Raw genomic sequence first — 13946 nt, forward strand, 5'->3', positions numbered from 1 at the left:
CGTTTCCGAGCCCTATTGGGGGAGAGTAGATTTATCTTTTAAACCTTTAAGAGGTTGTTTCCCGTGGAGGGAGAGCCACTTGAGCAGATCTTCCCGGCGAATAAGCCCGCGGATTTGGCCATTTTCAACCACGGGTAGTTGATTGATATTACGGCGGGCCAAAATGAAAAGGGCCTCTGCCGCGCCTCCTTTCGGCGAAGTCAGGGCAACTTTGCGCACTGGCGTCATAAGCTCACCGATAGTCGTTTGGGACCATTTCTCCCGGCTAATTTTGCGAATATCTGGAATAGAGATGATTCCAGCCAGGCGATTATTTTCTTCCACGGGAAAAGCCCGCTGATCGCTACGCATTAAATGTTCTTCCACCAGCGTGCGAACCCGCATGTCGGGGTTTACCTTAACAAAATCGGTCTGCATAAGGCGAGAGACAGGGATATCCTCCAGTGCTTCCTGCACAAGTAGTTGCTGGTAGCTGGCCACGGCAGCGTTATTGAGGAACCAGCCAATAAAAGCCAGCCATAGCCCTCCTACCAGACCAGTTCCAAAAAAAGGCACCTGAAAGCCCAATATCATGGCAAACCCGGTAATAATAAGTGTCCAGGCAAAGAACTGCCCAGCCCGGGATGCCCACTGGGTTGCCTGGCGGAAATTACCGCTAATGCCCCACAGGAGGGCCCGCAGTACTCGGCCCCCGTCTAAAGGAAACCCTGGGACCAAATTAAAGAGACCTAGAATGATGTTGACGGGCCCTAACCAGAATAGCAAGGTGGCAAGGGGACTTAATGTGGTAAAAAGCTGTTCGGCATTGGCTGAATCTACTTCCAGGGGACCGGTGATGAGACTGCCCAGAAAGAGAAATGTTGCCCCTAGAACTAAACTGGTGATAGGTCCGACAATGGCCATCCAGAGTTCGGCGCGCCAGGCGTGAGGTTCCTGCTCTAGATGGGCCATGCCCCCGAAAATAAACAGGGTGATACGTTTAATCTCAATGCCATGGGCGCGGCCCATTAAGGCATGGGAAAGTTCGTGGATAAAAACTGAGGCAAGGAAAAGGATGGCTGCCGCAATAGCGGTCCCCCAGGTCACACCTGGCTCCCAATCCGGATGCCAGCGAGGAAAGACGCCCACGGCAAGGCTAAAAGTGAGCAAAAAGAAAATGATGGATAGGCTCCAATCAAGGTAAACGCTAATTCCAGCAACGCGGCCAATACGGATTCCAGTGGGCATTTTAAATTTCCTCTCTAAAATAATCTGGATAATTTAAAGGAAGTTTTTTTACAGGGGCTCCCCCATAATAGATTAAGATACTCTATTTGGTTTTTTTTGTATCTGCGGTTTAATGGTCTGGCCTACCTAGAGGGAGAGACATTTTTCTGCTAGCCGAAGGTATTTTTTGGCTCGGCGGGTCCATTTGGATCGCTGCCGACAAGAAGATTTTAGCAAATGCCAGATGGCTAATTCAGCCTGCAGGGAGGCGCGCGGTAGTTCTTAATAAAAATGAATGGGCGCTAGCTACCTACGGGAGGATCATCTTGAATAGTTTGCTAGCAGGTGTCAGAAACAGTATCGTCGACAAAGGCGATTCTCGCCTGTTCACATTCCATAGCCAAAAAACCAAAAGCTTGTCTACCGCATAAAGATAGGGCGCTTAAATTCGTTTAGAACGGCAAGCAGGGTATTTATTGCGGGGCCGGCGGGAATGGGTGATTCTTCTTCCGCCGGCATTCCCTATTTTGACAGTAAGAATAAAACCGATGGAGATACTCTTTTCTACAGGGTAGTTAAGAGTTCTTGGCACGCTTTTTCACAGGCACGGCAGGACTTAGCACATAGCTGACAATGCTCATGATGTTCAGCATGGCTCTCGCATTCCATTGCACAGATATTGCAGGCCGTGGCGCACGCTTCTAATTGCGCGCGTAGTAATTTCGGGTTTACCTCGGTTTGCCGGGCTACCACCTGTCCGGTTACCTCACAAATAGCCGCGCAATCAAGGCATGTTCTAATACAACGCCGGAGGCGAGCAACTTCTTCTTCGGCTAGGCAGGCGTCAGCGCAGAGAGTACAGGCTTCTGAACAAGCATAGCAAGATTTAATGCAGGCGGTGAGTCCTTCTATATTAGTGAGATTCTGAGGGTGGGTTTGTAAAAAATGATTGACGTTCATGATTTGTCTCCTTGTCTGTGATGGCGGGGAATGGCCGCTTATAGAATTAAGCTCTTGGTTAGCGAGACGTTATTGAGATAACATTTGAAGTGTAGTAAGCCTTTTATATTAAAACAATGCCTTGTTTTTTTGCTGCACCCTTGGCAACCGCTGGAAAGATGCGTGAAAACTACGCTTGGTTTAAGATGGGGGGTTCTTTGGAGTTCTCCATGGAGGGCGAACAAGCCCCTAGCGAGAACGCGAAGCGAAGTGGCACGTCGAGCGCGAGGGCCAAGTGACTTATGTTTCGCCATGAATTGGCGCTATTATTTTTCCGCTCTCGGAGCCTAGGGTGGGGAGCACCCCAAGTGAAAGCGCGAGGAGCGGTCAAGCCCCAAGGCCGAGGTCATGCCTCCGTCGAGGACTGCTGAGAACCGCGAATTCTCCAGGCGGATGAAGTTTTGCCTGCCTGTGCGTGTCCGCACGCAGACAGGTAGGCACAAAACTGCTATCCGTCATGGTGAAACTTCAAAAAGGAGCTCTTTACTATGGAACCGTTGACGGTAGTAGAAGGTTTAGTGGTCCCCTTAGACCGGGCCAATGTAGATACCGATGCTATTATTCCCAAGCAATTTCTAAAGTCGATTAAGCGTACCGGCTTTGGTCCCAACCTATTTGATGAATGGCGCTACTTAGATCATGGGGAGCCTGGGAAGGACTGTCGTCATCGGCCTCTTAATCCAGAATTTGTCCTTAATCAGCCTCGTTACCAGGGCGCGAATATTTTGCTTGCGCGAGATAACTTTGGTTGTGGCTCGAGCCGGGAACATGCGGTTTGGGCATTGGTGGATGATGGCTTCCGGGTAGTGATTGCCCCCAGTTTCGCGGATATCTTTCATAGCAACGCCTTTAAAAATGGCCTCCTGCCGATCATTCTGGATGAGGATAGTGTGACCACGTTGTTTAAGGATACCGAAGCGACCCTCGGCTACCGCCTGCGGATTGATTTACCCGCTCAGGAAGTGACTACCCCTGAAGGGAAGGTAATGCCTTTTACCATTGATGAGTTCCGTAAGCATTGTCTTATGGAAGGATTGGATGAGATTGGGCTAACCTTGCAGTATAGGGATGAGATCCGCGCCTACGAAGAGCGGCGGCAGGTTGAAGCCCCGTGGTTATTTGAGAAGGGATAAGCTTGGAATGAGTAAAAAAATTGCCCTTTTGGCGGGCGATGGGATCGGTCCCGAGATTATTGCCGAGGCGGTTAAGGTACTGGCGGCGTTGGGGGAGCATGGGGAACTGGATGTGGTGCTAGAGTCAGGGCTGATTGGGGGTGCTGCCTATGAGGTCACGGGCACTCCGCTGCCTGCGGAAACTCTTGCTCTAGCCCAGGATTCGGATGCGATCCTGCTAGGCGCCGTCGGGGGTCCCCAGTGGGAAACCCTGGATATTAAAGTCCGCCCTGAAAAAGGATTACTTGGCATTCGTTCCGCGCTAGGGCTATTTGCTAATCTGCGTCCTGCTATTCTTTACCCTCAATTGGTAGGAGCCTCTACGCTCAAACCGGAGGTGGTGTCAGGGCTCGATCTCATGATAGTGCGGGAGCTGACCGGCGGTATTTATTTTGGCCAGCCCCGGGGGGTGTGCCGCCTTGAGCATGGCGAGCGGCAAGGGTTTAATACCCTGGTTTATAAGGAATCGGAAATCCGGCGCATTGCCCAGGTGGCCTTTACCATTGCCATGAAACGGGATCGCCGGGTTTGCTCCGTGGACAAAGCCAATGTGCTGGAAGCGACCGAGCTATGGCGCGAGGTAATGTCTGAGGTAGCCGCAGAGTTTCCCGAAGTGGAGCTTAGCCACATGTATGTAGACAATGCTGCCATGCAGCTTGTTCGAGCCCCCAAGCAATTTGATGTGGTGGTAACTACGAATATGTTTGGGGATATTTTGTCCGATTGCGCCGCAATGCTGACCGGCTCTATCGGGATGCTGCCTTCCGCCTCCCTGGATCAAAGCGGGAGGGGAATGTACGAGCCCATCCACGGTTCGGCGCCGGATATTGCTGGCCAAGGGATAGCTAATCCCCTGGCGACCATCCTCTCCGTAGCGATGATGTTGCGTTACTCTCTCGATTCGCCCGCCCAGGCCACGCGCCTTGAAAAGGCTGTAGGTGCCGTACTTGACCAAGGATTGCGGACTCCCGATATTTATTCTCCCGGCACGACCCAGGTCAGCACTGGGGCCATGGGGGATGCGGTCGTGGAGGCATTTATCCACACCCCCGGTTGAATTTTGAGGGATGCTGATGGCTTGGGCCAACCGGAATAGATTTATAGGATATGGGTGAACTCAACCTTCCGCGCTCCTGCGCGAATCCGCTGGACATTAATCTGCTCAATGAGCGTCTTCCCATGAGGAAGGATGCCTCGAAGTATACGGGTTTTATCCCCCTCAAGCTGGATTTGGGCGTGTTGGTCGCCACAATAGGCATCCACGATATCCCTTTGATTACCTTGGGGACGGAGGATGCAGCGCGGGGACTGGGGTGGTTGGGCAAAGAGGTTGCCCCGTCCTTCCTCTTGGCAACCGCGATCAGTCAACAGATAATCTAAAGACGCTGGCATATCCGCCATTTGCGCGGCGGTGGTGACTTGTTTTCCGCTATCGAAAGAATCCCCTAATACCACCAAAGGCAACAGCGCGGGCGCGGCGGGTCCGAAGGCTTTTATCTCCGCCGTGTGCAAGGGACTTAACGCCCGCTGATCGCTGGTCAAAATCAGCAAGCCCTCCTCAAAAAACCCCTGCTTATCCAGGTGTTCGACAAAGCGAGCGGCCTGAGCGTCAGCGAAGCGAAATGCCGTCAGCTCATCTTGGCGGCCCGTTTCGGGATCGACAAAGGGGGGATGGGTGGTGACGGTTTCCAGCACCGCCAAATAAGGACGTTTGGGGGGCACTTCCTGCTCCAGCCAATGCAAAAAACGATCATACAACCACCCATCATGGGCCGCATGGAAGGCAAATCGTTGGGCATCCTGGTAAAATGGATGGTCATCTCCTTCCACCTTGTGGAATCCCAGACGCTTTAGCCATTTCCCCTTGTCCATGAATTCCAGGTCGCCGGTGGTGAAAAAATAGCTCTCGTAGCCATCCGCGGCGAGTCGCCGGGGCAGGCTGTCCGGCAGTTCTTCAAAGCCAGTATAGCCCTCAAGGCTGTGGTAACGGTTAACAGGGGGTAGGGGAGCCACGCCGCCCAGCAAGGCGATCAAGCCATGATCGGTGGTAAAGCCATTGGAAAAAAACTGCGTCCACAGGGTTCCTCGTTGGGCAAGGCGATCAAGCTGGGGAGTGGCGTTCATGATCCCCAGTCGGTCCTGGCTATGGTACCAGGACCAGGACTCGATGATCACTATCACCACATTGCGCCTCAAGGCGCGGCCCTGGATGCAGTGCAAGGGTGGTGGGGAATAGGCGGCCAGCACCCGTGACCGGTATGCCTCGCTATAAGCTCGATCAACGCCGCTCGGCAGATTGATTTCCACCACGTTGCGATAAAGCCAGGGCAGGGGATGGTAGGCCGTTGTGGGTAAAGCGTAGAGGGAGAAACAGACGGCGGCGGCCATGATGATTCTCTGCAGGCCACCCTGACCGAGGCGTTTTGCCGCCACCAGATGACCCGCCCAGCTGCTCAGTAAAATGCCGACACCAATAAGCCATAGGGTTCCAGTGATGGCTGTTGCTTTCGTCCCTACATATCCCTGTATTGCTCCCCACTCCCCGCCGAATTTCAACACGTCGCGCCAACTCAAGCGCATGCCAAATTCCGCCAGGGTGATTAGATCGGCAACGATAATAAGCACTAACCCGCCCTGTATTAGCCAAGCAAGCCATCCGACATAGCGGGGCAATCCCAGCCACAAGGCCGTTGCCGCGAGGAATGCGGCGAGTAGGGCTAGATCTTGCTGCACCGTTGGAACCACAAGGCATCCAGTGCATCCCATAGCAGCTAGGCTGCCCTGCTCACTGAGCCAGGCTCTGCCGAGGGAGAATAAAACCAGCAGCAGCGGCATGGCGAGCAAAGCGATCATTCGTCTTCTCATGGCTCTTAGGCTTCGCAAGAAGAGTGATTTAAAATCTGCCCTAGGCAGGTTATGATAATAATGACTAAGGAGGGAGAATAGTTATATTAACCTATAAACGGAGTTTATATGAGTAGAACATTTGATGTGGCTGTCGTTGGAGCTACCGGCGCGGTGGGGCAGGCTATGATGGAAATCCTGGCCCAGCGGGGCTTCCCCGTCAGCCGGGTGTACCCCTTGGCGAGCGAGCGCTCCGCTGGGGAAAAACTTTCGTTTGGGCGCGATGAAGTCATCGTGGAAAACCTGGCTGGCTTTGATTTTTCTAAGGTACAGCTTGGCTTGTTTTCCGCCGGCGCTAAAATCTCGGCCGAGTATGCGCCTAAAGCAGCGAGTGCGGGTTGCGTGGTGGTGGATAATACTTCCCAGTTTCGCTATGACAATCGGATTCCTTTAGTGGTGCCCGAGGTCAATCCCCAGGCAATTGAGGGTTATAAGGACCATGGGATCATTGCCAATCCCAATTGTTCGACTATCCAGATGTTGGTGGCTCTTAAGCCCATCTATGATGCGGTGGGTATCGAGCGAATCAATGTAGCCACTTACCAGGCTGTTTCTGGCACCGGTAAAGAAGCTATCGAGGAGTTGGCAAAGCAAACCTCCACCCTGCTGAATGGGCGGCCTATTTCGCCTCAAGCTTACCCCAAGCAGATTGCCTTTAATGTATTGCCCCATATCGATGATTTTCTGGATAACGGTTACACCCGCGAAGAGATGAAAATGGTATGGGAGACACGAAAAATTTTTGGTGACGAGTCTATCTTGGTAAATCCAACCGCGGTGCGGGTGCCGGTTTTTTATGGGCATTCGGAAGCCGTGCATCTGGAAACCCGTGATAAGATCACTGCCGATGAGGTTAAGGCGTTGCTGCAGCAGGCGCCTGGGGTTACGGTTTTGGATGAGCACACCAATGGAGGATATCCCACGGCGGTTACCGAAGCTTCAGGCAGGGACCCAGTATTCGTGGGGCGTATCCGGGAAGATATTTCCCATCCCAAGGGTATAGACCTCTGGATTGTAGCCGATAACGTCCGCAAGGGCGCGGCGTTAAATAGCATCCAAATTGCGGAATTGCTAATCAAGGATTACCTATAACGAAGCCTGACAAGAACGCTTTGGCCTAAGCCAATTAGGCCTTGATGGGATCGCCGCGCTAATTCTAGATTGGAGCTCTGGACTTTAGATAGGGAGCAAATGAATGGTGCGGAAGACGATTGTCAGCGTATCGGTAGCCGGGTTGCTAGCGGCCTCCTCATCCTGGGAGGCGTATTCCTTGGGGATAGGGGGAATTAGTTTGAAATCTGGGTTGAATCAGCCGTTTAAAGCGGAGATTCCCCTGCATGCGGTGCGCGAGAATTCTCTAGAAGATATTAAGGTAAAATTGGCGCCTAGCGAAGATTTTTTTCGGGCGGGGCTAGATCGGGCATTGGTGCTGAGCAACCTCCGCTTTCGCCCGCTGCGTAAAGAGACGGGTGAGACGGTTATTGAAGTGACCTCGCAAGGGCCTATTCGTGAACCCTTTCTTGACTTTCTGGTGGCTGTAACTTGGCCTCAGGGACACCTGTTACGGGAATATACGGTACTGCTGGATCCTCCTTTTCTGATGGAGCCAGGCCCTGCCATTGTTAGCTCCATTGCGAGTGTGCAAGACACTGTGGCGCCGGTTACACCGCAAAAGGCAGAAACCTGGAGCGTGCAGATTCCAGAGCCCCTAGTCGAGAGCACCATGGTTTCTTCAACGGCTAAAGCGGATTCCTCTGCCTATGGGCCTATCCGACCGGCTGAGACGTTGTGGCCTATCGCGCAACGGGTGCGGTCTAGTTCTTCGATTGCTCCTCAACAAATGATGCTGGCGCTGCTACGAGCTAATCCGGATGTCTTTTTGCACGGTAATATCAATGGGTTGAAGGTTGGACGGATGCTCACAATACCAGCCGAAGAGGAAGCGTTAAAGCTGACCTTTGCCGAGGCGGTAGAGCAAGTACAACAGCAAAATAAAGCCTGGGCGGCATTAGGAAGAAAAAGCCAAGCTTTCGAGGCGGAGCGTTCGGAAGAAGAGAAGGCCCCAGGAAACGAATCTGGAGGCGCAGTTAATCTCTTGGCCGTTCGGGAGCATGTTCTACCTTTATTATCTAAGGAGAGGGGGCCTGGGGTCCAAGAAAGCAGTGGTGAGGATATTCATCTACAGACGCTGTTGTCTTTAACTCAGGAGGCTTTGGAAACACGGGCTCAGGAAAATGAAGCGTTGCAAGCTCGTCTCCAAGCAATGGAATTACAAGTCAATACCTTGCAGCAACTGTTATCGGCGCAGGATGCCCGGCTCGTAGGGTTGGAAGGCCCAGAGGAGACCAGTAAAAAGGAAATTTTAGAGGGCCAAGACGGGAAGTTTGAGAAAGTGGAGTTTTTAGCTCCTTCGATGGAGGAAATTGCTACTTTAACCTTATCTTCTCCTGGGGAGGAGGAGGCGCTTCCTTCCTCTGGAGAAAAGGCTTTAGAGACTGCACTCCCTGTATCTTCTGATGCTCTATCGGCAACGGAGGAACGGGTGCCCGAGCAGACAAAGCAGGCCGGGGAATTTGTTTCTGCAGAAGAGGTAAGCGAGCCTGAGGGGGCATTTAGCGCCTTTATGAATTTGAAAAATCTTCTTCTGCTTAGTGGCAGCAGTATACTGCTCTTAATTCTGGCTGTTTTACGTTTACGCAAGCGTAAAACTACTGAGAAACCCGCGCTAACGATAGCTGAGCAGGAAGAAGCAGGCAAAGATGGAGATGATGAAGCTAGCGAAGTCCTTGCTAAGGAAATAGGGCCAATCGCTCCGTTAGAGCAGGAAGTAGTCCATGGGATGAAGGCGCCTGCCTCCTCAACGGCATCCCAGATCCAGGCAGAGAGTCATGAGATTATGGCCGAAGTTGATGACTACCTTGCTTTTGGCCGCCATCACGAGGCGGCGACGGCGCTCAAGGAGGCTTTGCTCCAGGAACCTGGGCGGCAGGATTTAAAATTCAAATTGGCCGAAGTTTATCATGCCGCAGGTAATGGGAGTGCCTTTGTGGATTTAGTGGAAGAATGGGCACCAAATCCACATGGAGACGATGGCCTATGGGCGGATTTGGTAGCGATGGGAAAAGATTTGAGACCCGGGCACGCTTTGTTTACCAGTTTGCGGCAAGATGATGCAGCCGCCCAAGTGGGCTTGGAACTTCCTGCTAGCGATTTTTCCTTGGATTTCAGTCCAGGGGACTTACTCTCTGATGAAAATTCGGCAGTGCCATTCTCTCCTGCCGAGGAGGAGGCATCGGCAGGAGAGAATTCTTCTGTGGAGACACCCCAGGCAGAGGAGGTGGGCCTGGAATTTGACTTAGAGGGGATGGTGTTAGCTAAGCCTAGTGTTCAGGATGATGGAATAACAGATCAGCCGGTGGAGGCTGAGAGGGAAGAGGGAGTTATAGAGTTTGAGCCTTTCTCTTCTCCGCTAGGGACGGAAGAGAATGTGAAGGAAGCAGAAAATTCGGAACAATCCCTAGAATTCTTTTCCCCGGAGTTTGAAATACAGGAAGATAACCAAGGGCTGTTAGTATTGGAAACCCCTGTTGACGATCCGGAGTCAACCCCGTTGGAACCTGCCGACCCTGCCGCTTCAGTAGATACCCTGGGAGAGGACATGAGTGAAGCTTCCCTCCCTGGGAAGGCGCTGCTGGAGGATCTGGATGAGATGGAAGTCAAGTTGGATTTGGCGCGGGCTTATATGGATATGGGCGATGCCGATGGTGCCCGCGGCCTGTTGGAAGAGGTTGTTGCTGAGGGCACTGAGCAGCAGCGAGATACAGGAGAGGGACTGCTTGCCGAGCTAGCGAAGGCTTCTTGATGATGATCTAATGTTGATTGGAAATACGGTAAATTGTGGGCGCCCAGATTAATAGTCTGGGCGCTTCTTTTGTTTTGCCGGGAAATAATTGGGGGTGGAGAATAGGTAAATACCTATGAATTTGGAGCTTCGCTATTAATGCGGCCCTCGCGCTCAAGGCCCCACTTTGTTTCCCACTCTCGCTGGGGGGGCGTCGTGCGTCCCTATATTCCCTCAAAGTAGGGGATGTTTTAGGCGCAAGCCGACTCCAGGGATGCTTTAAAGTTTTCTGCGAGGCACTTAGAGCTCCCCTAAACAAACCAGCATGTTAATTTCCCTAACTTAATCTGATGAGAATAGCGCTTGGTCTTGAGTATGATGGTTCCAATTTTTCTGGCTGGCAGTCCCAAAAAGGCGTGCGTACAGTCCAAGCTACTCTGGAGCAGGCCCTTTCCGCAGTGGCTAACGAGCCGGTTACTGTCATCACTGCGGGGCGTACCGATGCAGGAGTGCATGCCGCGGCCCAGGTGGTTCATTTTGACACCGCCACTTTTCGTTTAGAGCACAATTGGGTTTTTGGCGGCAATGCCAATCTGCTGCCGGAGGTGGCCATTTTATGGGCACAACCGGTGAACGAAGCTTTTCATGCCCGGTTTTCGGCGATAGCGCGGCACTATCGATATATCATTCTGAACCGCGGGGCGCGGCCAGCTATCGCGAATCGCCGCGTGACGTGGTATTGTCAGCCTTTATCCGTTACTAAAATGAAGGAAGCAGGTGCTTTTCTGGTGGGCGAACATGATTTTTCTTCCTTTCGAGCTAAGGCTTGCCAGGCTAAGAGCCCTGTCAGAAATGTCCATTATTTAGAGGTGACACGGCAAGGGGATTGGATCGTCATCGATATCTCGGCCAATGCTTTTTTGCACCATATGGTACGTAATATCGCTGGGGTACTTATGGCGATAGGGAAGGGAGAACAACCGCCGCGCTGGGCGGAAGAGGTATTACAGGCTCGATGCCGTGCTGTGGGAGGTGTTACTGCGCGTCCCGATGGTTTGTATTTGGTGAGAGTGGACTATCCAGATCACTTTGATTTACCCAGACTTTCCCGTCCCGTCACGGTTTGGTAACCTGTTATATTTTTGTGGAGATGCGTACTCGGGTAAAATTTTGTGGCATTACGCGCAGAGAGGATGCCATCCAGGCCATTCGTTTAGGGGCGGATGCCATTGGTCTAGTCTTTTATCCTGAGAGTCCGCGAGCGGTGAGTCCGCAGCAGGCTTATCAAATCGTGCGGGAGTTACCCCCTTTTGTAACGGTGGTAGGATTATTTGTAAACGCTGCCTCTTGTTACCTTCAGCAAATATTGGATAAGGTTCCTATTGATATCCTCCAGTTCCACGGTGAGGAGTCTCCTGAAGAATGTGGTTATTATGGCAGATCCTATATTAAGGCGATCCGGATGGCGGAGGGAGTGGATCTCCCGAGCTTGGCACGGAGCTATGAGAGTGCTTCGGCCTTGCTGCTGGATGCTTATCAGGCTGGAGTGCCAGGCGGGACGGGAAGGGCCTTCGATTGGAGGCGCATTCCCAAAAATTTTTCAAAGGCAGTTATTTTAGCTGGGGGTTTGACTCCCGAAAACATCGCCCAGGCGGTGAGGCAGGTGCGGCCCTACGCTGTAGATGTCAGCGGTGGAGTTGAACGAATTAAAGGTGTGAAAGATGCCGCCAAAATGGCGGCTTTTATGCGAGGTGTAGACAGTGTCAACTGAAGCCCAGGCTTTAGCAGCCGGCAGGAATGACGATCAGATGCCTGATGAAAAGGGTCATTTTGGTCCTTATGGTGGCCGCTTTGTAGCGGAAACCCTGATGGAGCCTATTGAGGAACTCCGCCAGGCCTATGCACGCTACCGTGATGATCCAGATTTCCAGGCCGAGCTAGAAGCCGACCTTGCCCATTATGTGGGGCGGCCGACGCCCTTGTATTTTGCCAAACGCTGGAGCGAGCAGTTAGGGGGTGCCCGGATCTTTTTGAAGCGGGAAGATCTAAGTCATACCGGCGCCCATAAAATCAACAATACCGTGGGGCAAGCCCTGCTGGCAAAGCGGATGGGGAAGACTCGTTTGATCGCGGAAACGGGAGCGGGTCAGCATGGCGTAGCTACCGCCACGGTAGCCGCCCGTTTAGGGTTGGAATGCGTGGTCTACATGGGGGCTGAGGATATAGAACGACAAGCCCCTAATGTTTACCGGATGCGCCTGTTAGGGGCAGAAGTAGTGCCGGTGACTTCCGGGTCTAGAACCTTGAAGGATGCCTTGAATGAAGCCATGCGGGATTGGGTGACTCATGTGGATAACACCTTTTATGTGATTGGCACCGTGGCGGGGCCTCATCCCTATCCCGTGATGGTGCGGGATTTCCAGGCGGTGATTGGGCGGGAGGCCCGGACCCAGATTCTAGAGCAGCTAGGCGCGCTTCCCCAGGCTTTGGTGGCTTGCGTGGGGGGAGGGTCCAACGCCATCGGCTTATTTCATTCTTTTTGCAAGGATGAGCAGGTCGCACTCTATGGTGTGGAAGCGGCGGGGCTAGGATTGGAGAGCGGACAACATGCCGCTTCCCTCTGTGCGGGCAAACCGGGTGTTCTTCATGGTAACCGGACCTATTTGGTGGAAAATAGCCATGGTCAAATTATAGACACCCATTCCATTTCAGCGGGTCTTGATTATCCTGGGGTAGGCCCCGAGCATGCTTGGCTGAAGGATACTGGGCGGGCGACCTATGTGGCGATTAGCGATGAGGAGGCCCTGGGGGCTTTTCATGCCTTGACCCGTATTGAAGGCATTATTCCCGCTTTGGAAAGCAGTCATGCCTTGGCCTACGCTACGCAATTGGCCCCCACTTTAGCTCCAGAGCAGGGGATTATCGTGAATCTTTCAGGGCGCGGGGATAAAGATATCAATACGGTAGCCAAAATTGAGGGGATTTCCCTGTGAGCCGGATTACCGAGCGTTTCACCGTACTTCGGGGGCAAGGCCGAAAAGCCCTAGTTCCTTATATTACGGCGGGCGATCCCCAGCCCCAGGTTACGGTTCCTTTAATGCATGCCATGGTGGCGGCGGGAGCTGATATCCTAGAATTAGGAGTCCCTTTTTCCGATCCAATGGCCGATGGCCCGGTCATTCAGAAGGCCTGCGAGCGGGCGCTGGCGGCGGGTACTTCCTTACTAGATGTTTTGGCGATGGTCGCTGAATTTCGCCGTAAGGATCAGGAAACCCCGGTAATTTTAATGGGTTACCTTAATCCCATTGAAATACTAGGCTATCGAAGTTTTGCCGAGCAAGCGGCTGCCCACGGGGTTGATGGCCTTCTGACAGTGGATATGCCGCCCGAGGAAGCGGAGCCTCTGGCCGCAGTCTGCAAGGAGCAAGGGCTTGATCGCATTTTTTTGCTGGCGCCCACGAGCTCTCCGAAGCGTATAGAGCAAATTAGTGCCTTGGGCAGTGGATTTATTTACTATGTTTCCTTAAAAGGAGTGACGGGCGCCTCTACCCTCGATGTGGACGATGTTAGTCAACGTGTGGCTAAGATCCGGCACTATACCACTATGCCGGTAGGGGTGGGATTCGGTATTCGGGACGCGCGCTCGGCCGCTCAGATCGCCTCTATTGCCGATGCGGCGGTCGTGGGGAGCGCTCTAGTCAAACGCATTGAGCAATACCAGAATCGCCCCGAGGTGATTCCGGAGGAAGTCAGTGCTTTACTACGAACAATGCGCGAAGCTATTGATGCCACTGAAAATGTTTAACCAAAAATAATTAATAGTT

Annotated in this window: 11 protein-coding genes; 8 read left to right on the forward strand and 3 right to left on the reverse strand. The window is 52.7% G+C overall.

Features of this window, described 5'->3' with window-relative positions:
* Positions 1-12: 12 nt before the first annotated feature.
* Both NOC_RS05520 and NOC_RS05525 read right to left on the reverse strand, forming a co-directional pair.
* On the reverse strand, positions 13-1227 hold the full coding sequence (locus NOC_RS05520) for a site-2 protease family protein (protein WP_002808605.1): 1215 nt from the start codon (positions 1225-1227) through the stop codon (positions 13-15).
* Positions 1228-1770: 543 nt separating this feature from the next.
* Positions 1771-2166, reverse strand: a complete 396-nt coding sequence (locus NOC_RS05525) for a four-helix bundle copper-binding protein (protein ID WP_002810010.1) — start codon at positions 2164-2166, stop codon at positions 1771-1773.
* Between the two features lie 527 nt (positions 2167-2693).
* On the opposite strand from NOC_RS05525, the gene leuD reads away from it, so the two are divergent.
* Entirely contained in the window at positions 2694-3338 is a 645-nt protein-coding gene (gene leuD, locus NOC_RS05530) for a 3-isopropylmalate dehydratase small subunit (protein WP_002811404.1), read from the forward strand.
* Positions 3339-3345: 7 nt separating this feature from the next.
* Complete coding sequence (leuB, locus tag NOC_RS05535) at positions 3346-4434, forward strand: 3-isopropylmalate dehydrogenase (RefSeq protein WP_002809327.1); 1089 nt, start codon at positions 3346-3348, stop codon at positions 4432-4434.
* A gap of 41 nt (positions 4435-4475) precedes the next feature.
* Here leuB and NOC_RS05540 read toward each other — a convergent pair whose 3' ends face one another.
* Complete coding sequence (locus NOC_RS05540) at positions 4476-6230, reverse strand: LTA synthase family protein (RefSeq protein WP_002808713.1); 1755 nt, start codon at positions 6228-6230, stop codon at positions 4476-4478.
* Positions 6231-6350: 120 nt separating this feature from the next.
* Between NOC_RS05540 and NOC_RS05545 the strand changes: the two genes are divergently transcribed.
* The 6 genes from NOC_RS05545 to trpA all read left to right on the forward strand — a co-directional run bounded on the left by NOC_RS05545 (position 6351) and on the right by trpA (position 13927).
* The gene (locus NOC_RS05545) at positions 6351-7373 is read left to right on the forward strand and encodes an aspartate-semialdehyde dehydrogenase (RefSeq protein WP_002811650.1); all 1023 of its coding nucleotides are present in this window, start codon (positions 6351-6353) and stop codon (positions 7371-7373) included.
* Between the two features lie 103 nt (positions 7374-7476).
* Positions 7477-10143, forward strand: a complete 2667-nt coding sequence (locus NOC_RS05550; RefSeq protein WP_002810676.1) for a FimV/HubP family polar landmark protein — start codon at positions 7477-7479, stop codon at positions 10141-10143.
* Between the two features lie 329 nt (positions 10144-10472).
* Positions 10473-11252: a tRNA pseudouridine(38-40) synthase TruA gene (truA, locus tag NOC_RS05555; RefSeq protein WP_002808568.1), complete on the forward strand. Its 780-nt coding sequence runs from the start codon at positions 10473-10475 to the stop codon at positions 11250-11252.
* 20 nt (positions 11253-11272) lie between these two features.
* Positions 11273-11893: a phosphoribosylanthranilate isomerase gene (locus tag NOC_RS05560; protein WP_002811444.1), complete on the forward strand. Its 621-nt coding sequence runs from the start codon at positions 11273-11275 to the stop codon at positions 11891-11893.
* Between the two features lie 37 nt (positions 11894-11930).
* A complete protein-coding gene (gene trpB / locus NOC_RS05565; RefSeq protein ID WP_011330542.1) occupies positions 11931-13115 on the forward strand; it encodes a tryptophan synthase subunit beta in 1185 nt (394 codons plus the stop codon).
* Positions 13112-13927, forward strand: a complete 816-nt coding sequence (trpA, locus tag NOC_RS05570; RefSeq protein WP_002808920.1) for a tryptophan synthase subunit alpha — start codon at positions 13112-13114, stop codon at positions 13925-13927. Before trpB ends, trpA begins: the two co-directional genes overlap by 4 nt.
* Positions 13928-13946 lie beyond the last annotated feature (19 nt).

Source organism: Nitrosococcus oceani ATCC 19707 (assembly GCF_000012805.1).
Classification (GTDB): Bacteria; Pseudomonadota; Gammaproteobacteria; order Nitrosococcales; family Nitrosococcaceae; genus Nitrosococcus; species Nitrosococcus oceani.